Source organism: Malonomonas rubra DSM 5091 (assembly GCF_900142125.1).
In the GTDB taxonomy this organism is placed as follows: Bacteria; Desulfobacterota; Desulfuromonadia; order Desulfuromonadales; family Geopsychrobacteraceae; genus Malonomonas; species Malonomonas rubra.
Genome location: NZ_FQZT01000005.1, coordinates 265,740 through 286,605, shown reverse-complemented (window position 1 = coordinate 286,605; position 20,866 = coordinate 265,740). Strand labels below are relative to the sequence as shown.

24 protein-coding genes and 1 tRNA gene are annotated in these 20,866 nt (G+C 50.1%); 7 read left to right on the top strand and 18 right to left on the bottom strand.

Annotation, left to right across the window (positions count from 1 at the left end; translation table 11 throughout):
* Positions 1 to 466 precede the first annotated feature (466 nt).
* The 3 genes from BUB13_RS09440 to BUB13_RS18625 are packed head-to-tail and all read right to left on the bottom strand — an operon-like array spanning position 467 to position 2,919.
* Positions 467 to 1,333, bottom strand: a complete 867-nt coding sequence (locus BUB13_RS09440; protein ID WP_084091916.1) for an ATP-binding protein — start codon at positions 1,331 to 1,333, stop codon at positions 467 to 469.
* On the bottom strand, positions 1,330 to 2,160 hold the full coding sequence (locus BUB13_RS09435; protein ID WP_072908243.1) for a 4Fe-4S binding protein: 831 nt from the start codon (positions 2,158 to 2,160) through the stop codon (positions 1,330 to 1,332). The genes BUB13_RS09440 and BUB13_RS09435 overlap by 4 nt, the downstream gene beginning before the upstream one ends.
* A gap of 3 nt (positions 2,161 to 2,163) precedes the next feature.
* Positions 2,164 to 2,919, bottom strand: a complete 756-nt coding sequence (locus tag BUB13_RS18625; protein WP_084091914.1) for a NifB/NifX family molybdenum-iron cluster-binding protein — start codon at positions 2,917 to 2,919, stop codon at positions 2,164 to 2,166.
* A 223-nt stretch (positions 2,920 to 3,142) separates the two neighbouring features.
* Between BUB13_RS18625 and tadA the strand changes: the two genes are divergently transcribed.
* From tadA to BUB13_RS09410, 3 genes are all read left to right on the top strand, one after another.
* On the top strand, positions 3,143 to 3,637 hold the full coding sequence (tadA, locus tag BUB13_RS09420; protein WP_072908242.1) for a tRNA adenosine(34) deaminase TadA: 495 nt from the start codon (positions 3,143 to 3,145) through the stop codon (positions 3,635 to 3,637).
* A gap of 6 nt (positions 3,638 to 3,643) precedes the next feature.
* Positions 3,644 to 3,731, top strand: a tRNA-Ser gene (locus BUB13_RS09415).
* Positions 3,732 to 3,939: 208 nt separating this feature from the next.
* Entirely contained in the window at positions 3,940 to 4,947 is a 1,008-nt protein-coding gene (locus BUB13_RS09410) for an SDH family Clp fold serine proteinase (protein WP_072908240.1), read from the top strand.
* A gap of 437 nt (positions 4,948 to 5,384) precedes the next feature.
* On the opposite strand, the gene BUB13_RS09400 is transcribed toward BUB13_RS09410, so the two are convergent.
* From BUB13_RS09400 to BUB13_RS09375, 6 genes are all read right to left on the bottom strand, one after another.
* Entirely contained in the window at positions 5,385 to 5,714 is a 330-nt protein-coding gene (locus BUB13_RS09400; protein WP_072908236.1) for a hypothetical protein, read from the bottom strand.
* 12 nt (positions 5,715 to 5,726) lie between these two features.
* The gene (locus tag BUB13_RS09395; RefSeq protein ID WP_072908234.1) at positions 5,727 to 7,487 is read right to left on the bottom strand and encodes a phage tail length tape measure family protein; all 1,761 of its coding nucleotides are present in this window, start codon (positions 7,485 to 7,487) and stop codon (positions 5,727 to 5,729) included.
* Positions 7,488 to 7,528: 41 nt separating this feature from the next.
* Positions 7,529 to 8,155 carry a phage tail protein gene (locus BUB13_RS09390; RefSeq protein WP_072908232.1) on the bottom strand — a complete coding sequence of 209 codons (627 nt, stop codon included), beginning with the start codon at positions 8,153 to 8,155 and terminating at the stop codon, positions 7,529 to 7,531.
* Positions 8,156 to 8,167: 12 nt separating this feature from the next.
* Positions 8,168 to 8,980, bottom strand: a complete 813-nt coding sequence (locus BUB13_RS09385; RefSeq protein WP_161947638.1) for a DnaB-like helicase C-terminal domain-containing protein — start codon at positions 8,978 to 8,980, stop codon at positions 8,168 to 8,170.
* Positions 8,981 to 9,009: 29 nt separating this feature from the next.
* Positions 9,010 to 10,413 (bottom strand): primase-helicase zinc-binding domain-containing protein, encoded by a 1,404-nt coding sequence (locus BUB13_RS09380; RefSeq protein ID WP_072908229.1) that lies wholly within the window; start codon positions 10,411 to 10,413, stop codon positions 9,010 to 9,012.
* A gap of 315 nt (positions 10,414 to 10,728) precedes the next feature.
* Positions 10,729 to 12,300, bottom strand: a complete 1,572-nt coding sequence (locus BUB13_RS09375; RefSeq protein ID WP_072908227.1) for a DNA primase family protein — start codon at positions 12,298 to 12,300, stop codon at positions 10,729 to 10,731.
* A gap of 96 nt (positions 12,301 to 12,396) precedes the next feature.
* On the opposite strand from BUB13_RS09375, the gene BUB13_RS09370 reads away from it, so the two are divergent.
* Positions 12,397 to 12,597, top strand: coding sequence for a hypothetical protein (locus BUB13_RS09370; RefSeq protein ID WP_072908225.1), 201 nt, complete (start codon positions 12,397 to 12,399; stop codon positions 12,595 to 12,597).
* 65 nt (positions 12,598 to 12,662) lie between these two features.
* On the opposite strand, the gene BUB13_RS09365 is transcribed toward BUB13_RS09370, so the two are convergent.
* The 9 genes from BUB13_RS09365 to BUB13_RS09325 form a co-directional block, all read right to left on the bottom strand.
* Positions 12,663 to 12,932 (bottom strand): hypothetical protein, encoded by a 270-nt coding sequence (locus tag BUB13_RS09365; protein WP_072908223.1) that lies wholly within the window; start codon positions 12,930 to 12,932, stop codon positions 12,663 to 12,665.
* Entirely contained in the window at positions 12,925 to 13,251 is a 327-nt protein-coding gene (locus BUB13_RS09360) for a DUF2190 family protein (protein ID WP_072908221.1), read from the bottom strand. The genes BUB13_RS09365 and BUB13_RS09360 overlap by 8 nt, the downstream gene beginning before the upstream one ends.
* 230 nt (positions 13,252 to 13,481) lie before the next feature.
* Positions 13,482 to 14,603 carry a phage major capsid protein gene (locus BUB13_RS09355; RefSeq protein ID WP_072908219.1) on the bottom strand — a complete coding sequence of 374 codons (1,122 nt, stop codon included), beginning with the start codon at positions 14,601 to 14,603 and terminating at the stop codon, positions 13,482 to 13,484.
* Positions 14,604 to 14,899: 296 nt separating this feature from the next.
* Positions 14,900 to 15,190, bottom strand: coding sequence for a helix-turn-helix transcriptional regulator (locus BUB13_RS09350; RefSeq protein WP_084091908.1), 291 nt, complete (start codon positions 15,188 to 15,190; stop codon positions 14,900 to 14,902).
* A 3-nt stretch (positions 15,191 to 15,193) separates the two neighbouring features.
* Positions 15,194 to 15,418 (bottom strand): helix-turn-helix transcriptional regulator, encoded by a 225-nt coding sequence (locus BUB13_RS09345; RefSeq protein WP_072908217.1) that lies wholly within the window; start codon positions 15,416 to 15,418, stop codon positions 15,194 to 15,196.
* Between the two features lie 138 nt (positions 15,419 to 15,556).
* Complete coding sequence (locus BUB13_RS09340; RefSeq protein ID WP_072908215.1) at positions 15,557 to 16,324, bottom strand: hypothetical protein; 768 nt, start codon at positions 16,322 to 16,324, stop codon at positions 15,557 to 15,559.
* A 122-nt stretch (positions 16,325 to 16,446) separates the two neighbouring features.
* Positions 16,447 to 16,656 carry a hypothetical protein gene (locus BUB13_RS09335; RefSeq protein WP_072908213.1) on the bottom strand — a complete coding sequence of 70 codons (210 nt, stop codon included), beginning with the start codon at positions 16,654 to 16,656 and terminating at the stop codon, positions 16,447 to 16,449.
* Between the two features lie 19 nt (positions 16,657 to 16,675).
* Entirely contained in the window at positions 16,676 to 16,903 is a 228-nt protein-coding gene (locus tag BUB13_RS09330; RefSeq protein ID WP_072908210.1) for a hypothetical protein, read from the bottom strand.
* A gap of 74 nt (positions 16,904 to 16,977) precedes the next feature.
* Positions 16,978 to 18,189, bottom strand: a complete 1,212-nt coding sequence (locus BUB13_RS09325; RefSeq protein ID WP_072908208.1) for a tyrosine-type recombinase/integrase — start codon at positions 18,187 to 18,189, stop codon at positions 16,978 to 16,980.
* Between the two features lie 583 nt (positions 18,190 to 18,772).
* On the opposite strand from BUB13_RS09325, the gene BUB13_RS09320 reads away from it, so the two are divergent.
* The 3 genes from BUB13_RS09320 (at position 18,773) to mltG (ending at position 20,807) form a co-directional block, all read left to right on the top strand.
* Positions 18,773 to 19,033 carry a hypothetical protein gene (locus BUB13_RS09320; RefSeq protein ID WP_072908206.1) on the top strand — a complete coding sequence of 87 codons (261 nt, stop codon included), beginning with the start codon at positions 18,773 to 18,775 and terminating at the stop codon, positions 19,031 to 19,033.
* Positions 19,034 to 19,218: 185 nt separating this feature from the next.
* A complete protein-coding gene (gene plsY / locus BUB13_RS09315) occupies positions 19,219 to 19,803 on the top strand; it encodes a glycerol-3-phosphate 1-O-acyltransferase PlsY (protein ID WP_072908205.1) in 585 nt (194 codons plus the stop codon).
* Positions 19,804 to 19,814: 11 nt separating this feature from the next.
* Positions 19,815 to 20,807: an endolytic transglycosylase MltG gene (gene mltG, locus BUB13_RS09310; protein ID WP_072908203.1), complete on the top strand. Its 993-nt coding sequence runs from the start codon at positions 19,815 to 19,817 to the stop codon at positions 20,805 to 20,807.
* Positions 20,808 to 20,866 lie beyond the last annotated feature (59 nt).

Sequence of the window (20,866 nt, the reverse complement as noted above, 5' to 3'; positions counted from 1 at the left end):
CCGCCGGCAGCAAACGCGGAAGAAGAGAGAGCGAACAGGGCGATCAGGGAATTACGCAGCATTTTTTTCATCATGGCCTCCATTGTGTGTATGAAAGATTGCGTTGTCTTGTTTGTCGTTCTTGTCTTCCCTATAGAGCAGTGACCGTGCCAAGGCCGGAATAAAAAAATGAAGAAATCGATAAGATACCGAAATCAAAAGAAGAAAAAAGTTATTTCTGGGTTTAAATGGATGGTTTAGCGAGAGGCCGGCTGTATACAGAGCACATACACCAGAATTCGGGATAAAGAGCGAAGAATGCCCTTGATACGAACACAAGGCGCTAGAATCACTACGAATATTTTTTATATTCAGCTGTGATATAAAAACTGAATGTGGAATATATATTTTCTGTACATTTCAAAAAAAGCCCCGGCAAAGAGTTGCCAGGGCGACAGGGATAAAATTTAAACGTCAGGAAAAACAGTCAGCCCAACATGCCAAGCATTTGCCCGCTGACGCCTTCGATCGTCGGCCGATACTCAGGCAAATCAAGGAAAGTCTCACAACGGGATAACGCCTGCGGAATGCTGTAATCAAATGGAATACGCCCGGCAATCTCACCGCCGTTTTCGGCAACAGCGTCCTCGATGTTCTTTGCAACCTGCTCATCAATGCCCACTTTATTCAGCACAACCAGATGAGGTAGTCGAAAATGGCTGAGCAGGGTCGCCAGTCGACGATAATCGGACAGGCCGCTCAAACTCTCTTCCAGCACTACCAGCACAAGATCAACACCGGTCAAACTTGAAATAGCCTGGCAACTGGTACCGGGGGGACCATCGATCAGAATCAACCGGTAGTTTTTCTCCTTGGCCAACTTGCGCGCATCTTCACGAATCGAGGCGATCAACTTACCGCTGTTATCAGCTCCCGGGTTCAAATCGGCGTGAACGAGATAACCATTTTCTGTCAAGCTCAGATATTTTTTACCGCAGCTGTGCTCGACCATTTTGATGCACTTCTGTGGACAGACCCAGGCACAGGCAGCACAGCCCTCGCAGTCATCGGCGACGTTGTAGGTATCCCCTTCTTTTTCGATGGCTCCAAAAGCGCAAATCTTTTCACACTCTCCGCAAGCGGTACATTGGCTGGTATCGATTTGCGCGATATCCATACTGAAGAAATCACTTTCTCTCAGCATCTGCTGGGGCTTCAGCAGGATTGGCAGATTGGATGCATTGACATCGCCATCGACTGCGATCACCGCCGGGAGCAGCTTTGCCAACGCCGCGGTCACCGATGTCTTTCCCGCCCCCCCTTTGCCGCTCATCACTGCTATCTGCTTCATCATCTTTTTTCCACTTCCCGCGCAACTGCTTGCTGTAAGCCCTGGAATACCCCTGCATCGGCCTGGCTGAGAACCTCTCCTCGCAGCAAAGCCTTATGATACTCGCTCTTCAGGCCGATGGTCGCAGCCAGCTCAATCCCTTGCTCTGCCAGCACCTTTTCCAGCTCCTCGGTCTCGAGCGCTTTGTTGGCGACAGCGACCAGCGGTTTCCCCATGTCGCGCAGAATGGTCAGGGTTTGCAACATGTCATGAATGCCGAAGGGGGTCGGTTCGACGACCACGACCACTAAGTCTGCGGGCTTGATCGCTGCAACTGCGGCACAAGAGTTACCGGGTGGGCCGTCGATAATTGTCAATCCATCCGACCTGAGCCTGGTCGTGATATCTTGAATCAGCGCTGTCCCTCGCGTCGAACCGATAATCAGGTCCCCGACAACCACTTTGGCCCCGGTGCGAGACGAGTGCCCAGTACGCACTTCACCTATCGGAACTTCTTTGTAGCTGATTGCACCGGTGGGGCAGACTTCGCGGCAGAGATTACAGCTGTGGCAAAGATGCTCATTGAGGTAAACCGTCTCGCCGATTTTATAGAGAGCCTTGAAGCGACACTCTTTGGCACATTTGCCACAAGCAATACAGGTCGCAGAATCGATCTTCGGCTGCAGCACAAATGCCTGCCGACGCGTCCAGTCACGCGGCTGCAAGAAATGTTCACCGTTCGGCGCATCAACATCCAGATCGTAATAATCAGCCTGCAGAATGTTCGCAAGGGACGTCGCGATGGTCGTCTTGCCTGCTCCTCCTTTGCCGCTGACAACTGAGATGATCACAGGTCAGGCTCCGCCACCACACACCTGATCTTGACGAATCGGACCGAGCTGGCCCTGGGTGTAGGCTGAAACGGTTTCATTCACAGTGTCACCGAGCCCGGAGTACACCTGGATACCTTCGCGCAGAAATCCGGCCAACGGACGACCACCGATCCCGGCCACAACGACCTTGTTGACATCCCATCCTTTAAGCAGCCGCACCGGCACATCACAACCGCCAACGGAATGACCGCCGTTTTTCATTGACTGCACGCCGACAACCTCGCTCCCGGCAATATCGACCAGTGTATAGTAGTTACATTTACCGAAATGACCTGAGCGAGTCGATGCCATGCCATCTTCGCTGTCGGAAGGAATCGCGACCCGGATAGCACCATCAGAAACGGGCTTGGACGGCGGAATCTCGAGTTCCTGTTGGGAGGCTGCGGCACGTTCCATTACAACATTCTGCAAAGCCGCCGAAAGCACCTCTTCAACCGTTCCACTGATGCCTTCAACAACCTTGATGCCGGCTTTATCCAAGGCTTCGGACGCTTTCGGACCGACCTTGCCAGTGTAGAGAACCTCAACTTTTTGCTCAGCCATCAATTGAGCTGCGCCAGTTCCTGCTCCATTGCCTGCATTGACACCTTCGCTGTTATCGAAAGCATAGACTTCCATGGTATCGCTATTAGCGATCATAAAAAACGGGGCACGGCCGAAACGCTCATCAATCGGGGAATCGATACGCCCTTCCTGTGCGGTAACTGCAACGATCATCTTTTGCTCCTTTATCAAATAATTGATTGTTGAATATTATGTGCATATGCACAATACGCCCGAAAGAAACCGCTGTCAAGAATGTTTTTACACAAAACAGCCGTAAAACATTCGATGCTTCTGGATCGCGGCAAACGGATGACTTTCTGCTTGTTTTCACATATGCTTCATGATATTAACAGGTCCCCTCAGCAGCGATTGCAAGGGAGGCTGACAGGCCGGAATGAGTTCTTTAGTAGAGCAGGATCGGCACTTCATGCGTCTGGCCATGCAGGAAGCTGCGCTAGCCGAAACATTGGCTGAGGTGCCGATCGGAGCGATTGTCGTCAAAGAAGGTGAAATCATTGGTCGCGGTCACAATTTACGTGAAACCGACCAGGATCCGACTGCCCATGCCGAGATCATAGCTATCCGGCAAGCGGCACAAACCCTCTGCTCTTGGCGCTTGCTCGATTGCACGATATACGTTACTCTCGAACCTTGCGTCATGTGCATGGGTGGAATCATACTGGCGCGGATTCCTGAGTTGGTGTACGGTTGCCGCGATCCCCGAGTAGGCGCGGTTGGTTCGATTTACAATTTCTCGACCGACGATCGTTTCAACCACAAGGTCGTAGTTCGCGAAGGAATCCTGCAGGAAGAATGCAGCGAACAACTGAGTCACTTTTTTCGGAAATTGCGGGAAAAGAAGAAGCAACAAAAAAAGAATCACATATAGCAGTTTGGAGAGGTGTCCGAGAGGCCGAAGGTGACAGACTCGAAATCTGTTGTGGCGCAAGCCACCGGGAGTTCGAATCTCCCCCTCTCCGCCATATATAACAAGGGGTTAGCGCTGAGTCGCCAACCCCTTTTATTGTTTCAAAAGACCATTGGGTAGCGCTTAGGGTAGCATTTCCCACAGGAGCACCAGCGTGCAATATTTGCCCAGTCGCAAATTTAAATGCTGGTCGAATTTCCTATTAAGATTCCTGTCAGGCTATCCGGCTATACTTCTTTGATTAAGCAATGGAGGGTAGAGAAATGACGGAAGAAAAACCATTCAAAGAATATGATGGTGATGTTTATTTGTATTTCGGCTCGGTCAGCAAGGCCGGGTACAATCAACTATCCGCTCTATACGAACAAAAAGAAAAGAATCAGGCAAAATCAAAAAAAGCCTGCCTCATTTTAATTACGACCGGTGGCGATCCAAATGCAGGGTATCGCATTGCTCGCGCAACAAATCACCACTATGAGGACTTCGAGATCCTTATCCCTGATATTTGCAAATCCGCAGGCACCTTGATTTGTATTGGGGCCAAAAAACTGATTTTCGGTGACCGCGGAGAACTTGGTCCGCTGGATATCCAAATATCAAAACCCGACGAGATGTTTGAAAACATGTCCGGGCTCGACATCCTCCAGGCCCTAAGCGCTCTTCAGGAGCAGATGCTTACATCGTTCAGATCAAACCTCATCGACCTTAGGGCCGGCAGCAGAATAAGCACTAAAATTGCCGCAGAAGTGGCAACAAAGCTGGCTGAGGGTTTTATTTCCCCGATCACATCACACATCGATCCGATCACGCTGGGCGAACATGAACGGGCCATGAAGATAGGATATGAATATGGGGCCCGCCTGAACAAAATGGCAGATTCACTGAAGCCAGATGCTATAGCAAAACTTGTAGCCAGCTACCCATCGCACGGCTTTGTCATAGACAGGAAAGAGGCAGGAGAACTTTTCAATACAGTTTCAGCGCCAGACAACACAACCTCTAACATTTATGACTGGGCTCGTGGTATAATCGAATCACATGAGTATCCAACCGCTGATCCAATAGTTGTCGACGTAATTGATCTACTACAAAGCAGGGCTGAAAACAGCCCGACGGAGAAAAACAATGAAGAGGTTGATCCTCACAACAATAGCGACGAACCAGGACATCAAGAAGGCGAGAGAGATACAGCGACACAAAGCCAGACAGATCAGCAAGCTGTCCATACAGAATTCGAAGACAAGCAAAATAGTCAGCCACAAAGCTGCTGAAGCGGCGAGCCCTCCAAGGGGGACAGGCAACCTAGCATCAAAAATGTAAACCGTAGACACTCAAAGTAGCCCCTGCTTACAAACAGGGGCTTTTTTGTGCTCCCTCCACCAGCAACAGCTCAAATTACGACAAGTAAACCTAGACACACCTTGTTCCGAATCAGATTCCTGTCAGCCCCTCACACTATACTGTTTTCATTTTGCACGGGAGGGGTCACATGGCGGGTTACACTTCGATTATGGTTCAGGCGTACAGCCTGGCCACGGGCAAATCTATTCAAGACTCCTTGATCGATCTTGGCGTTGACCGCCTGGTTGATTCAGCGGAAGTCAGGCAAAACAATTCCCGGACAGAAGAGACCATAAATATGCTTCTGGACGACTGCCCGGGGATATTGCGATGGAGGAAACGTTAATTTTCCTGCGCTTTGATTTGATTATTCACTGTTTAACGCAGACAACAACCTACAGTTATCAACCTTCTCCTCCAAGAGCAAATCCAGTAGCCTGCAAATAAACTTTCCGTAGCTATCCTTAAGTGACTTTCGCACGGCATCCTTCAAAACGTCTATGTTTTCGCAGATCGAATCACTGTCGGTAGACAAATTTAGTTCAATTTCGATTCGGTTGGCTTCCACCGCTAGGCGGCAGATTGAAGAGCATGCCTCACTAAAATTGCTAGCAAACTCAGGGTCCCCTGACGCTAGCTCTGCAGCCATCTCTCTTGTCCTCTGTTCAATCGATGGAAAATCAATGACATTACCCATGTTTTCTCCTTATCAAGGGGCTTCAAAAACAAGGTCAATCGACCTTCTTGCGCTCAGATCTTTTAGGGTTGGGACAAGGTTCTCTTCAACATATGCCTCATCGACCATCCCCTTTAAAACAATTGTAATTGTTTGACCATCTGTTGCCCCGGCCTGTGCCGGCTGGGTGACAACCGGGCTAGTGTAGCTACCGCCACCAGATGAACTATCACCGCTGGCAACCTGTGCAGCCTGAAAAAGACCTGTCGCGGCGATAAGCGCCATATTAACCTTGCCCATGGCCCAGGTCGAAGCGTGGGCGGCCTGCGCCCGCGCTATAGATGTTGGATCGCCGGGGATAAGCTGCGAAGCATAAGCCAACTGCGCACCGCTGGCGGTCGATGTGTATGTTGTCGCCAAAGCAATGCCTTTTTGCAGGGCAATTCCGGCAATCGCAGCGGCCTTGTTCTTTTGTCCAAGCATGTCCAGGAAGGTAACAGCATTGCCAAGCGCTGACTGGTTCTGGCTGACGCGGAAATCTGTCATTTCCTGTTCCATCATCATGCGTTCCGCATGCGCCGTGCGCTCGACTTCAAGCGTCTGGTCAATAACCGAGGTGCGCAAATCGAACATCGCTATTTGGTGAGCGCTTTCCATTTCGTATTTCGAGCCGTTAAATTCGGCTATTCTGTCAAGCATGCTTTGCGGGTTGTCCATCAGGCCAAAGTCGCCGCCGATCCGGAAGGCTTCGCCGTCTGCCATAAGCCCTTGCTCAGCCCCACCTGCGCCCCCAGCCGCTGTTGGCCAGCCCCTCCCCCCATCCGCAGGATTGGTGCCAGTGCCGACTGACGCCCGTAAAGAATTAAGCTGCTCAATAATTCTTTGCTTTTCGGCCTCAAGTTCCTCCCTGCTTCCATACATAGCAGCAAAGATGTTACCAAGAGCCCCGCGGCCTTCATATTGCGACCGCCCTTTTATCTGATCGTCTATTTCTGAAACCCTACCTACCAAGCTTTCAATCTGCTGATTGATATTAGGGTTTATGAGCCGGTTAAGGGCGTTTACCAATTCCTCAACCGAGCTTGCAGCCTGGTCAACTGCTGGAGAAAACACCATGCCGATGTTTTCAGCAAGGTCACCCATTGCGTTTTGTGCGCCAACGATAGCCCCCCCCAAAGTTTCCCGCGCTGCCCGAGCAGCGCCGCCAAATTGTGTCTCAAGCTCTGCCAGGATCACCCTTTGGGCGCCAGCAACATCTCCCAGGTCAGTCATTGCTTTGATTGTCCTCTTCTGGTCCTCTGTAAACTGGATGCCAGAACGGGACAGCGCAGAAAGCTGTCCGGCTGGGTCGTTCAATGCCTTCCCAACCTGTAGGGCCGCCGACTTTAAATCGGTCCCCATTGCTGTCGCGACATTCATTATTGCTTCCGTTGCCGCATCAAACACCCCCCCCTGTACTTTCGTAAAAGTCAAAAGCAGCGCCTGCATTTCCAATGTAGCCTCATCGCCATAGCGAGTCACTGCTTGCAACCCGCTGGCCATCAACTGCAGGTCTTGCATTGTCTTCCCAGCAACGCCGCCAGTCGATTTTAGCCGCTGCTCCAACTGCTGCACTGCGTCCTGTTGCTTAACAAAAGCAGTAACAGTAGCAGCAGCACTTAATGCTCCGAAAGTAAGACCAAGAGATGCTGCCGCTGTCTGCACGCTGGTCAAACTGCCGCGCATGCGGTTAAAGGTTTTTGTTGCTCTATCTTCCGCTGAAATAATAACTTTTGCTTTTTCAGATCCAACCACAGTGTTCCTCCATCTAGCTAAGTCTAAGCATCAATCGACGATTAACGCCTGGAAAGTTCCTTGCTAAGCCGGTACTTAAATCTCTTGGGCCAGTTCTCACGAATTGCCCGGCGCACCGATTCCTTAACCGCAGCCTGTTTAAACATGCTTGCCACAGTTATAACTCGCAACATTTCGGCTCCCTCCATAGTCCCCCATCTACCAGGACCAGTCCTCCTCCAATAGCTCACCCCTCCCCGAGAATGGCGCAGAGAAAAGCCATGCTTTATCGGGCGATAGCCACCTTTTTGCGTTATCCTTGCGCTTAGCCCCCGCGCCCCCTTGCTAGACTTTCTATATTCATCAAATCTGCGACTACCTGAGCGAACAGTAACCCCTCCTCTCCGGTCAATTATCTGTTTGGTCGGGAAATGTTTTAGACTGATTGGTGTACTCTGAGCGGTTAAGATCGCTCTCAAGGCGCTCCTATTTGCTCTGGAAGAAACCCTGACCTTCTGCTTAGTAAAGCCGGCCTTAAGGGCAAACTTACTTCTGATCTGCTTGTCTGCCGCCGTTCTTGCCCTACTGGCAACATCGTTAATAGCGTGTGAGCTCGCCTTGATAACCTTCTTGCTGTCGAACAGCATCATTGCCCGATCAAAACCTTCTAGTTTTATTGAAAGATCCATGTTTAGCCCTTCTTACTGCGAGACCATCTCGCGCCAGTTCCTGTGTTTCTGGCCTGCCCGCTCCAGCCCCCTGGAAACATTCTTGTGGCAAATCTCGTTGTACGGTTCCAGCCCCCTGAACTTCAGAATTTTTACATCAAGATCAGCTACAAACTGCAGATTTGCTTCACCGCTGCGATTTTTCAGAATGCCAACAATAATTTCTTTCTGTTTGTTGCGCTCAAGACTCAGCATATAATCAGCGCTGGCCTCAACGGCCCCGCTGCCTTTTGCGCTGTGCATCTCTATTTTGCCGTCTCTGGCTGACTGGCGATTGATCTGAGTGAGGATGACAACCGGCATGTTGAGCCGCTTAGCCATGTTTTTTGATTGCTCAGCACAATAGGAAATACGCTCGTATTCTGTGCGCGCGTCCTTGGCTGACATCAGGCCAAGATAGTCAATACCAACAACGCCGACATTGCCATACTTGCCCCGCGCAGCTTCGCCAACACGCCGAGAAAGACGCTGCATAGCCATGTCCAGCGTACTGGTCTGCACACCTGTCAACTCAGCGGCATAACGCATTTCCTGCAAACTTTCGGCAGCAATACCTACCTTGTCGGCGGTTTTTGCTAACACATCGCCAGCCCCCAAGTTGGCTTTGACCAGTTGGGTTAACTCTCGAACAACCAAACCTGACACAATACCAGCAATCGCGGCCCGCAATTGTTTCGAAGCCTTTGATAGACGATCCATGCCCCTACCAACATCGGAAAATACGCCCTTGGTATTGTCTTGTGCAGAAATGATCATTTTTATCTGCTTAGATGTAAATGCATTCAACCTCTCTTTCCTACCGTTATGATTGTTTCCTATCTTTTGATGAACACATCTTGTACCCGCAATGTCGTGGCTTTCTCTTTATCCTGATATGGTCCAGTTGATTCGACGCTCCCGCCGAACACCGCCAGCACTTTCAAGCATTCATTTCTGGTGCCTCTGTCCATCTGCTTGAGTTTTTCAAGATCCGTTTCATCAAGCGTAACTAGCCCAGTCTTTTCAAAGTAGAGTTGCTTGTCGCGTTTATCGGCAACAATGCAGATCTCGCGTCCTGACTTAGTGTGCAGTTTCCAGGCACGAGGTTTTTCTGGGGCGGTGTATTCTTCGATGGCAGGCACAATCTGCTGTTTGCGCCACACCGGCGGAAGTCCTGAGAGCAGCCAAGAGCGGATATCGACACCAGCCTGATAGGCTTCACCGGGGTCTTTGCCTTGCGGAACCGGCCAGCGCTTGACGTGATCAAAGTCGCGCTGCCAGCGCTCCCAAGCCTTACCTCCTGCGTGATTGTCATCAAAATCAAGGGCAACCAAAATCAGTTTGGCGCGTCGCAAAGCAGCCATGCTGCGTTCGTCGGGCCTGGCCGTACTGTTGCCAAGGGCAAGGACGCCGACCAGATCGCCTGCCTTGTCATGGCAAAGCATGCCATCGAGCTGGGCTTCGACCACAACGATCGCCAACTGCTGATCGTGCAGCAGCAGCGGTGCTGTGCCGCCACCTGGAACAACGTGATAACTGAGAGCTTCGAGCGGCGGCAGTCTATCCGCTTTTGGTCGCCGAATACGCAGACTGTCGACGCGGACAGTTTGCCCATCGGCAATAATGTTAGGAATGAGGATGCCGCGCGGTAGCCAAAGTGCGTCAGGTCGCTTGTTTTCTGCTTTGGGGTCGATGCCCCATTTTTTACGGCTTGAGAAGGTGCAATCTTTCTCCTTGGTATCGATCCAGCCGAGGCCGTACTGCTTAACTGCTTTGATCGGCAGGCCACGACCGGCGAGATAAGCAAGTTGCTCCTGATTGGCGAGCAACGCGACTTGCGCCTTTTCGAGCAAATCACGGGCAGCAGCCTGCCAGCTTTCAATTGGCGGCAGGCATTCGCGCGGTTGCGTCGGCTTTTTCTGCTGCTGCTTGCTCAGCTTAGGCGTGGAATAACCGCTGCCCTGCCCCTGCCCCTGCCCCTGCTCATCGAGCTTCTTGCCAGTGCGATCTGCTGCTTGTCGAAAACTGTAACCGCTGTACTCCATCAAGAACTTGATGCAATCACCGCCAATGTCGCAGTTGCGACACCAAAACGAGCCTTGCCCGTCATACTGCTCCGGCCAGACGTGAAAGCGATCAGTCCCACCGCAACGCGGACAAGGCGAGTGATATTCGCCGCCCTTGTGGCTACTGATACGCTTCGGCGTGATGCCGTGATCTGAGAGCAGTTGAAAAATCACTTTCCCTTTCCTCTCTATGCACCTTGGTGCACCATTGATGCACCTTTAAAAAACAACACGCCACACCTAAACCAGCAATAAAAACAATGACTTTTACTTACCTATGAACCTTGTGAACCTTTTTATATAAATAATGTTGTAAGTAAAAAACTATCTAAGTCCCCTCTTCACGCGCGCGCACGTGCGTAAATTGTAAAAATGGTGCACATGGTGCACACGTTGGAGAAACCGGTATAAGTATCAACCGGTTATGCCCTGCACCCTTCCACATAAACGGTGCAGCAATGGTGCACTTGGTGCGGAGGATGGTACAGACTACGCGTCATAACCATCCTCGATACGCAGGCCAATGTAGAAATATCCGCTGCTGCGCTTAATCTTTTCGTGCCTCCGCTGGAGCTGTTTTCCGAACCATTTGGCGCTTGGCGGTTTGTTGCCGACAGTACCCCTGTACCACTGCTCGAAATCTGAATAGAGTTGGCTGGCCTTGGTCTCTGCGTCGGGATTTTCGGTGCTGCAGCGATCGTCGAGCCACTCCTGAAGCAGATCCTCTTCGCGGCGATATTCGGCGGTTGCCGCGCGGACGAATGGCGGTGGTGCCAAATGGCCATCGCGTTGCCATTCGAGACAACCGTTGACCAGCCAGGACAGGTGAAGGCTGCGCATCTGCTTGAGCCTTTCTGGCAGGTCGGGATCTGCGCGGCGCTCGTTCTTTTCCGGATCTGGCTTGCGGTCCTTGATGTAGCTGAGCTCGAAGTGCAGCAGCCTGCAGCGCTCCCAAAAGGCAAAGTCATCTGCTCCTGCGCGTGGTTTGTGATTGGTAAGCAGGAACAGGGTGTGAGTCGGCGTAAAGGTGACAGGATATTTGTCGTGCGGCCATCGTCCGGTGAGTTTGTCGCCACCAGTGAGCCATTTGACGCGGGAACTACTAAACTTCCGGCCTTCGTCAGTTTCGCTGGCGTAGGCGATGCGCAGTCCGCGCAGACTCATAATGTCGGGACTGGCTGCGGCAGCTCCGCGTGCGCCAGGTTGCTCAAGAAGCATTTCAGCTGGAATCGGTTGGGCGAGCGGGCCCAAGGTATCGGCTATCGCTTCGATTATCATCGATTTGCCGTTGCGGCCGATGCCGTTCCAGGCGAAAAAGTCGTGAATCTTGCTGTGCCCGGTGATGGCATAGCCGAGGACCTTGCGTTTGTAGTCGACAACGTCCTGGCGGTTGTTGAGCACGTCGAGGTAGACCGCCTCGATCGGCGAGGTGTCAACATCGAGCCCAAGGTATTCGGTCGGGCAGGCCATGGTGAGATGGTCGTCCGGTTTGCCATCGCGCAACAGCCCGTTGCGGAGATCGACAACTCCATTCTCGCAGGCGAGCAGCCAGGGATTCTGGTCGAGCTGTTCGCCATCAACAGACAATCCGAGAGAACCCATTCGGGCGGTTTTAAGGCATGCAGCAATGCCATTGACTGAGCGGAGTTTTTTCGCCCGATTGTAGTAGTCACCTTGCAGGGTTGTGAGCTTTTTGGCCAGGTCATTATTCTCGTCGGTTTGGGCCTTCTTAATCAGATCATCGAGGCCATCAGCGGCACTGACATATTCCATGGCGACGTTCTCGACAGCAGACCCGGCGCGATCCTTGGTGTCACGTTGCCAATAATGGCCAGCCCAATAGAGCCATTCGCCGGCCGAGGTATTCCAGATAAACTGCCCGCGCATCAACTCAATAAACAGCATACCGTCGCCAACTTCGTTGGCCTTGAGACAGGAACGCACGAATTTCTTCGACACGCCGGTGACCCCTGGTCGATTGTCGCCGAGCTGCTCGGCTTCTTCGGCCACGCGGGTCTCCACGGCCTGCTGGATGGTGGCAAGATCGTCAACGCCTGACATTGAGCAAACCCCATCCGTGAAACATTAAAGTGAGAAGAAAAACCATAAAAACCCATACCCTATATGGTGCAGGAAACTCCGACCCAGAAAACTACGATGGAAGCAAAGATCCGCGCAGCCTCCATCAGCAAAATTCCATTCCTCCACTATTTTCAAAAATTACAAACGGACCCAGAAAACGAGAGCTTGCCCGCCCGCAAGGCGGACCTTCCAGAAAGGACCCATGAACATCTACAAGCCTCTGCCATGCTGTTTCTTTCTACAGATCGCTGGCAGGCAAACAGGTGCTCGTCTTAACCTTTTGGTCTACCCTTCGGGAGGGGTTGGGGAGCATTCGGAATTTAATCCTCGCAGCCCAGCCATCAAGCGACAGACTTTTTATTCATGGCCTCATCAAGAGCCTTGCGCACATCGCCTAACTCACGGTGAATATTGAGCCAATGTTTCGACATGGCTCGACTCATGCCGGACAGAGTCTGCTCTTCGTGAAGGTCAAGCCCCCCATGGCGATCAATATCCCGAACAAACTTTTTGATGTTCTTCAGCTGATCCTTAAGAAGCCATATCTCGAAATCGATTTTCTGGCAGTGGGTTCCTAGCGTCGAAGAAAGTCGGGCCTGCCCTTTATCCATTGAGTTTCACCCGAACCTCTGCTGCCGCCCCTACCGCATCTTCAAAGGCATACCCAGCAAGTGTGTTTGTATTTGTTTTGTCCAGCTCTCCGCCGGTTGCATTGCAATAGAGGAGATCGCCTTGCGACACTTCAAGTGCCGCCTCTTTCGACACCTCGAAAACACCATCCACCGCAACCGACCCAGACTCCCCATCAACAATATCCACGCTGGCAACGCCTACCCGCTGACCAATGATTACTAAGTCACCAGAAGAAACGTCGCTGCCAGTTCCGTTGGCCCATGTAAGCACCGCACCAGGTTGAATATAATTTTTCATTTCGACACTCCTTGTATGCTTCAACTATTAAGTTTCCCCGCCTGGACATTCTGTCCAAGGCGGGGAGAGCCCGCCCCACGCATCCAATGAGTACCGAGAGGAAATGCCCACGGACAGACTGACACTTCTTCAATCTGACATTTTCACCAACTGCCGCCTGGATGATGCTAACTGATCTAGAATTAGACAGCACCTCATTGAACCAGGCAGCAGAAAGTCAAAAGCCAGAGCTAGACGCCTTCCGACTTCACGGCATATGGCGACATTGGCACCACGCCAAAGTCGATCCTGGCCTTGTATTCGGTCGCATCTCGCTCAAACATTGCTTTTTCTTTGACGTATGGCTGCAACTTGTTCGGGTCGCCCAGGGCAAGACTTGCGATAACCGAACGGATGTTCGGATCCGGCAGGAGATACCAAGCAGTTGAAGATGAACCACTAAAAAGCGGAGACTCCAGGCGAGGTTCAACAATTGGAACCAAGCCGATTTTCTTGAAAAGGTTCATCACTGCTGAGTTTGTCTGCCCTGGCACAGAATCCGAGTAGCAGAGTTCAAAAGCAGTGACCTCCAACGAGGGCGGAACCAGTAGGAACTTCGGTTCGATAGCTAGCGGAGTCCCGTTCGAGTCGGTCATGGTGCGAAAAACCTTCAAGGCTCCCGCCAAAGAACCCCGGGACAAGGCCGAACCTGCACCGGAAATCAGGTTGTCGCGATCAGTGTGGAACATCGCCACACCATCTGAGAGGGCAGGGTTTTCTAAAAGCTTCTTGTAAACCTGCTTGCTCTGAGTATTTGCTGCAGTTTGCCCGAGCGCACCACCAAAATCTTGTAAAACCCCAAGATCATCATTCACCAAAGCCTGGCGACTGATCGCACCAATCCCCGCGTATGTTTTAATTCGTCCAGACTCGGCACCTTCGGCAAGAACAAGGCTTCTAATTTCATCGTCTTCGATGCATTCGAAAAGTTCTGCCGCTGGTACAAGGCGAGGAAACTCCGCCAACTTAAAGTCCGGAACAGCTTTTTTTGCAACCCAATCGAGAAAGGTCTGACTCGCATACCCAAAACCTTCATCCAGGGCCTTATTGACCACGCCGGACAAAATCTTAGGGAAATCGCTTGTCGTCAAAGCCCGCCCTATCAACTGGTTGGCATCACTCGGAATCTCCAAGCCTGCCTCCCTCAGGGAGGCCCTGGCTAGATCACGCAGGGTGACGTCACCGAAAAGATTCTCAAACCGGTTAGAGCGCTCTGAAATAATGCAGTTTTTTAAGCCGGCGTTCCGAGCGAGGAGCTCAGTGGCCTCATCGCGGTAATCGCAAAGCTTCAAATCACGTGCTTGATATGGCATTTTTTTCTCCTATCACTATAGGTTTTAAAGGTGGTCAGCGGGGCATGGGGAGAAGAAGGGAACGAACAAGCCCTAAGGAATCATGCCCGCTGACCGTTGCGGTGTTTTCGATGGCCTATCCAAAGAGAGTGCTGAGCGATCAGGTAGCCCCCACCACGCTTGAAAGCTATTGGTTAAACTCTATATTTGCAGGCCTGAGGCAGGACTCGCGAACCGCCTCAGGCCTGCCTGCGGCACTACACCGGCCTATCCGGAGCGGGGTAGAAGGAGAAAACCCCTTGGCCACAACTTAATCGTTAGTTGAGCCCTCGCTCGCGAGTCTCAAACCATTCCTTGATTTCACTGTATCGCCAGCCACAAGCGGCTTTGCCGAGCCTGACCCGCTGGGGGAACATGCCCTCACGCTCAAGTCTGTCGACGTGGCACTTGCTCAAACCGACAACAGACTTCAGATCGCGTGGGCGAATGATTTGATCTGGGATATTGTTTTCCAAAGCCGCGAGAATGATTGTCTGGGAATGCTTCGGGATTCCAGACAGGCGAACTTCAGCACTGATTTTTTTAAGATGAGAAGGCGAGAGAGGCATGATCTAGCCCCTTCTCGTCTGTAGAATCTCACCACACCCGTTAAACCATGCGGCGAGAGATTTTTTTGAATACAGCTTTGTTCTTGGGGTTATGAGGTATGCAGTCGGGAATGTTGGGTTTTGACTGATACGCCAGAGGGTTGTCTCGCTTAGTGGAAGGTTGTGTTCTTCCGCAAAATCTTTGAGGCGGACAAAATCATCAGGTATGAGTTTTTCACTTGGGGCCATGCTTTCCTCCTCTTGCCTGATTGCTTCAGGTTGTTCTTATGAGGAAGACGCTAGCAGCTAAACATGATTCAATTTAGGTGTGATTAGTTTTTTCCAGTGACTGGAATTTTTAGAGCAAGTTTAGGTAAGCATGTGTTTTCAGATTGTTTTTTTGGGAGCGCGAGGAAACCAACCGTTTTCAACATTATTAAAAATTTCTTTAACAAACCGAATGTCTGAGTTTAAGCGCTGCCTTTCTTCATCACAGTCCCTCATCTCGCGATAGGGAACTCTATTGTCGATTGACCAAGGAAATTCATTATTGCTTGGGCGTAGCTCTGCCTTTGCATAATAGTCTTGCCAAGACTTTTTCACGCTTGCCTCAAATGGAAGATCAATCCCTTTCCACGAAGAGTGATCATAAGCAACCACGACACCCTTTTCTATAATGGAAGCACCGCAATAACTCTGCCACATGCCCCCCCTGATTACTTGCCCTATAGAAAATTGCCTACTCATTACAAAATGGTTGAGTTTTTTCTTGTAGCTATCAGACATTTTTTCACCCCAGCGAGTTCCAGGGGCCGGTAGCAAAAATCGACATTTTCGGGCTGAGCGTTCAGTCTCTACGCCAAAATAAAGTCTTTCTAGCTTTTGCCAATGGTCATTCCAGAAGAGCTCAAAAGTCCAACCCTCTAGCTTCCATCTATTCCACCACTCCTCATATCTTCTCAAAAACAAAATGTTTTCTGGTGTATATGGGTCCCATGTGAAGCCATCGGGGTCAGTCCATTTTCCCGGCAACTTCCTATTATGCTCTAGGCATTCTTCTTCAAACAGAGCAACACCAAAAGCTGGTGTTCGAATAAGGTATTCAAACCAAACGTGATAGAAATCCCTTAGCTCATCAAGGTTATTAATTGCCACACAAGCCACCCTTCCTGGCTACCCCTTCAGAAGATCGCCAGCCCAGGCCGATGAAGGGAATCGGCTTTTCGGGAGCTACCCTAGGGCTGGCAAATTGCGACTTTCTAGTTCGTTCCTCATCTCTACCGACTATTTTTTATCAGCTCTTTTATCGCTTCAAGTTCATCACAAACATCTCTAACGATATGTGCCAGGCCCTGCTCTCCTTTTTCTGTAATGGCTTCACAGCAGATACCATCGGAAACAAAATAGAGCCTATCGACACAATAACTAAGGCTATTTTCAGCATCACTCAAGTCAGGAGTTTCATACCCCTTAACGGATTCAAGCATGATTTCCTCCACTCAATATTTAATCAGAGCCCCTAAGATTCCAAACATCCTCTGCGCACAAGCTAAGCTCACTGGCCATTTCTCGTAAAAAATATCTTATCCCTTCTGCGCCACCAAATGAGATCTCACCATAATCAACATCCGCAAGCAGACCGAGCTTACTCCCTAACTGATGAAGTCTGTCGTGGATATCTGAGAAATCAACATTTTCTTCCGGTTGAATTTTTGCTACCTTTTCTGTCGCCATAATGCACCTCCTCTTTAGGTGTGTTGTGGTAGGCCCGGCTGAAGGAATCCACCCCTCCTCCCGGGCCGCTCTATTTAGCGCCTGAGCTCAATCACATTATCAGGCTGCTTCTTTTCTATAATCGACTTCAGCTTCCGGCCCCAAGCCTCTAACGCCTGCTTCTTTTCGTTGTCGTACTGATGTCGGTTGTAAACAGCCGTAATGCTCTTATTCTTGTGATTCAAAATCTTCCCGATCAAAAACTCTGAATAGCCCATCTCAGCAATATGCGTTGCCGCACTTCGCCGCAAATCGTGAGGAGTAAAAGGTTTTGTGTTGATCGCCGGATCATCGCCTTTGTCCTCGGGGGTTTGCGCGCGCTTCAGAGCATGGGCCAGAGCGTTAATTTTGATGGGCCAATCTGTCCTAGGAGACGGAAAAACAAACCCCTCTCCAGGCAGTCCCAGCAGTTCAAGCGCAAGCGAAGAAAGGTAGACACGTTGCACTTCGTCATTCTTGGTTCGATCGCCAGGAAGAGTCCACCACTCACCATCAATCTCCGACCAGTGCATACCAAGAACCTCACCGGGTCTCTGGGCGGTGACCAGAACCAGCCGCAACGCCAGCTTAACCGGATCGGTAATCCCTTCTGCCTTATCGAGACCGCCCCAAAACTCTTTGATTTCGTCCTTCGACAAGCAACGGTCTTTGGGGTCTTCTTTGTGTAGCTTACCGATCCCAAGGCAGGGGTTGAACTCAACGATGTCCCTTTGAACAGCAAAGTTGAACATCTTACGAACCAAGGCTAGCATCCGATTTGCATGAACCTTGGCCCCCCGGTCATAAATATCTTCAAGCAGCAAAACCACATCACGCTTTTTGATATCAGCAGCTCGCTTGGCTCCCAATGTTGGAATGACGTCCTTTTTCAGCATCCGTTGGTCTTCTTGCCAGGAACGTTTGTTTGGCTTTGCCCACTTCTTGATATATTCACCCGCCAGGTCTTCAACAGTTGGCGCCTTCCGGACCCGATCTTTTTCTTCCTGCTCGATCTGCCCTGGATCAATACCATCATCCAATAAAGCTTCCGCTTCGGAGTGTTTCAGGTGAGCTTCAGCAAGCGTCACCTTTGGATATGTGCCGAATGTCATCCGGCGAGTTTTGCCGTTGAAGCGATAAAGGAAAATCCAAGATTTTCTTCCCTTAGGCGAAACCCGGATTCCGAAACCTTTCCGCCCCGACTCCCACCGCTCATAACGCTCGTCTTTCGGCTTAAGAAGGTCGATGCTGCGATCTGTAAAACGCATATTGGCCATCCTTTTCAAGACGACAGATTGATAATCTGTTGCCCTGCTGGGTAATTTATGGGTAGCACTTGGGTAGCAAAATTGAATGTTTTTAAAAGATAGCGGATGATGTCGCCTGAGTCAACAAGGATGGATAAGTTACCGTTTTAACGATTGTATTTTCTGAATTTTGATGTAGTATGAGGTTGTATGATTTTACTGAGGCAAATGACTCGAAATCTGTTGTCCCGCAAGGGACCGGGAGTTCGAATCTCCCCCTCTCCGCCATACTAAAAGAGGAATCAGTGTTTGCTGATTCCTCTTTTTTTATAATCATAAAAACCAGCTTTTTTCTTATCTCACTTAGCGTTCACAAGCATTGCTTTTGCCTGGCTCTCATAATATTTTCCTATCTTTCTGATTTAAAAGTATTTTCTTATTCGCCCATTTAACGAAGCATTAAAAGGTCGGCGAAGACTCATTTTTTACTGGACATTAAAATCCTCTTGGTATATCAATATCGCAATATAAGCATATATCTTCCAGCCAGAAATGAAAACGCTCCCTGCAAAAGATATTGCGATACCGCATTAAGGAGATTTTCGTGAAAAAAATTATTTTCAGTGTTACTGCTCTTTCGTTCTGTTTTGCTCTTTTGACTGCTGCTGTTGCCGTTGAAAGCTCTCAACCTCTCTGCGCTAAAGGCGAGTTCGTGCGCGAACTCAACCGCTGCCAAGTTGCTCCACCGGATGAATTTTCTTGCCCGGAGGGCATGAATCTCGATCCTATAGCCGATAAATGTTTTGCTAGCCCTCAGTGCACCAGCAACCTGAGCTACTCTCCTGCTAGCGGCCTTTGCGAATAAACTTTATTCAAACACAAATATCTGCGACTTTTTACACCTCCCCCGGTGCCTACAGGTGCCGACCTTCTTGCTTTTATCCGGCGGGGAATGTTAAAAATATACGGTCGCTTGCAATGATTTCGTTTCTATTTAAGCGGCCTAGCAGGTCGCTTTTCTGTTTCTGAAGCCAAGGAGGAATCTTCGCTATGGGCCTTTTTCTGTTACTAATATTCTCATACCTTGTTGGTGCCATTCCGACCGGTATTATCATGACCAAAATAACCGGCGGCGAAGATCTGCGCACTGTCGGCAGTGGCAACATCGGAGCAACCAACGTTTACCGGACTGCCGGCCGAAAAATGGGCCTGGTCACGCTCGCCGGCGACAGTCTCAAAGGCATCATCCCGGCTCTGATTGCTCTCGTCAGTGGATTTCAGGGAGCAGAACTCGGCATGGTCGGCCTCATGGCCCTTCTTGGCCATTGCTACCCGGCCTACATTAATTTTAAAGGCGGCAAAGGCGTTGCTACTGCATTTGGCGTTTTCCTGGTCATCTCTCCAGGCTCTATTCTTTTAGCACTCTCTCTGTTTCTGGTTGTCCTCGGTCGCTGGCGCTATATTTCACTCGCATCGATTTCTGCCGCTGCAGCTCTACCCTACCTGGTATTACTGGTTGAGCAGCAGATGATGCTCTTTTTTGTGACATTCTGTATGGCTGCTTTGGTTATTTATCGTCACAAAGAAAACATTGAGCGCCTGTTGGCAAAAAAAGAGAATAAGTTTTCCCTGTAAAGAGTTATTTGATGCGCAAGCTGCTGACTGGCGTTTTGCTGGTTTCATTACTACTGGCTCTCTCCTTCGGCAGCTTGACTTATTACCTGCTATACTCCCCTGTCACCCCTACCGAAACCATCGATTATCAATTGCAACCAGGAGCTAGCCTGATCAAGGTTGCAAGAGATCTTGAATCATCCGGAGTTGTTCGCACATCTCTTTCCTTGCGTTTTTTTGCACGCCTTGAAGATGTAGGTGAAAAAATTCACACGGGCCATTATCGGTTCAGTGAGCAAGCAACTCCGCAGCAGATCCTTCACCGCCTGGCGACCGGAGATGTTGAGAAAGTTTCACTTACCATTCCTGAAGGTTTCACCTTACAGCAGATCGTCGAACGGATTCAAAAACTCGGTTATGGCGACAAAACTAAACTTTTGCAGCTTGCTTACGATAAGTCATTTATCGCGTCCTTTTCTTTACAGGCAGATAGCCTTGAAGGTTATCTTTACCCTGAGACCTACCTTTTCACCCCAGGCGTCAGCGAAAAGCAGCTTCTGACAATGATGGTGAAACAGTTCTTAAGCAATCTTCCACAAAATATTTTGGCCGCAGCGAAAAAGAATAAACTGGATTTTCACGAGCTGGTGACGCTCGCGTCAATAATCGAAAAAGAGACGGGAAAAATGGAAGAGATGCCTTTGATTTCTTCTGTCTTCCATAATCGATTAAAAAAAGGGATGCAACTGCAAACAGACCCAACTGTTATTTACGGTATCAAAAATTTTGATGGCAATTTGACCCGTAAACACCTGAAGAGCAAAACCCCCTACAATACCTATATCATTCGAGGCTTGCCGCCAGGTCCGATTGCGAGCCCTGGCCTTGCTGCGCTAAAAGCGGCAGCAATCCCGGCAGAAAGCCAGTACCTCTACTTCGTTGCAAAAGGGGACGGCTCTCACCACTTCTCAAAAACCCTGAAAGAACACAATCGGGCCGTACGCAAGTACCAACTCAATCGCTAACAGAACAAAAAAAACGCCCTGGATAGAATCCAGGGCGTATGCACGTTAAATGCTGAGAG

Bases quoted from the DNA above. Each gene is read 5' to 3' on its own strand.
- BUB13_RS09335 (WP_072908213.1), bottom strand. From the start codon at position 16,656: ATGCTTGAATCCGTTAAGGGGTATGAAACTCCTGACTTGAGTGATGCT.
- BUB13_RS09410 (WP_072908240.1), top strand. From the start codon at position 3,940: ATGACGGAAGAAAAACCATTCAAAGAATATGATGGTGATGTTTATTTG.
- mltG (WP_072908203.1), top strand. From the start codon at position 19,815: ATGCGCAAGCTGCTGACTGGCGTTTTGCTGGTTTCATTACTACTGGCT.
- BUB13_RS09365 (WP_072908223.1), bottom strand. From the start codon at position 12,932: ATGGATAAAGGGCAGGCCCGACTTTCTTCGACGCTAGGAACCCACTGC.
- BUB13_RS09370 (WP_072908225.1), top strand. From the start codon at position 12,397: ATGGAAGCAAAGATCCGCGCAGCCTCCATCAGCAAAATTCCATTCCTC.
- BUB13_RS09400 (WP_072908236.1), bottom strand. From the start codon at position 5,714: ATGGGTAATGTCATTGATTTTCCATCGATTGAACAGAGGACAAGAGAG.
- tadA (WP_072908242.1), top strand. From the start codon at position 3,143: ATGAGTTCTTTAGTAGAGCAGGATCGGCACTTCATGCGTCTGGCCATG.
- BUB13_RS09330 (WP_072908210.1), bottom strand. From the start codon at position 16,903: ATGGCGACAGAAAAGGTAGCAAAAATTCAACCGGAAGAAAATGTTGAT.
- BUB13_RS09325 (WP_072908208.1), bottom strand. From the start codon at position 18,189: ATGCGTTTTACAGATCGCAGCATCGACCTTCTTAAGCCGAAAGACGAG.
- BUB13_RS09360 (WP_072908221.1), bottom strand. From the start codon at position 13,251: ATGAAAAATTATATTCAACCTGGTGCGGTGCTTACATGGGCCAACGGA.
- plsY (WP_072908205.1), top strand. From the start codon at position 19,219: ATGGGCCTTTTTCTGTTACTAATATTCTCATACCTTGTTGGTGCCATT.
- BUB13_RS09355 (WP_072908219.1), bottom strand. From the start codon at position 14,603: ATGCCATATCAAGCACGTGATTTGAAGCTTTGCGATTACCGCGATGAG.
- BUB13_RS18625 (WP_084091914.1), bottom strand. From the start codon at position 2,919: ATGATCGTTGCAGTTACCGCACAGGAAGGGCGTATCGATTCCCCGATT.
- BUB13_RS09390 (WP_072908232.1), bottom strand. From the start codon at position 8,155: ATGGATCTTTCAATAAAACTAGAAGGTTTTGATCGGGCAATGATGCTG.
- BUB13_RS09375 (WP_072908227.1), bottom strand. From the start codon at position 12,300: ATGTCAGGCGTTGACGATCTTGCCACCATCCAGCAGGCCGTGGAGACC.
- BUB13_RS09350 (WP_084091908.1), bottom strand. From the start codon at position 15,190: ATGCCTCTCTCGCCTTCTCATCTTAAAAAAATCAGTGCTGAAGTTCGC.
- BUB13_RS09345 (WP_072908217.1), bottom strand. From the start codon at position 15,418: ATGGCCCCAAGTGAAAAACTCATACCTGATGATTTTGTCCGCCTCAAA.
- BUB13_RS09440 (WP_084091916.1), bottom strand. From the start codon at position 1,333: ATGATGAAGCAGATAGCAGTGATGAGCGGCAAAGGGGGGGCGGGAAAG.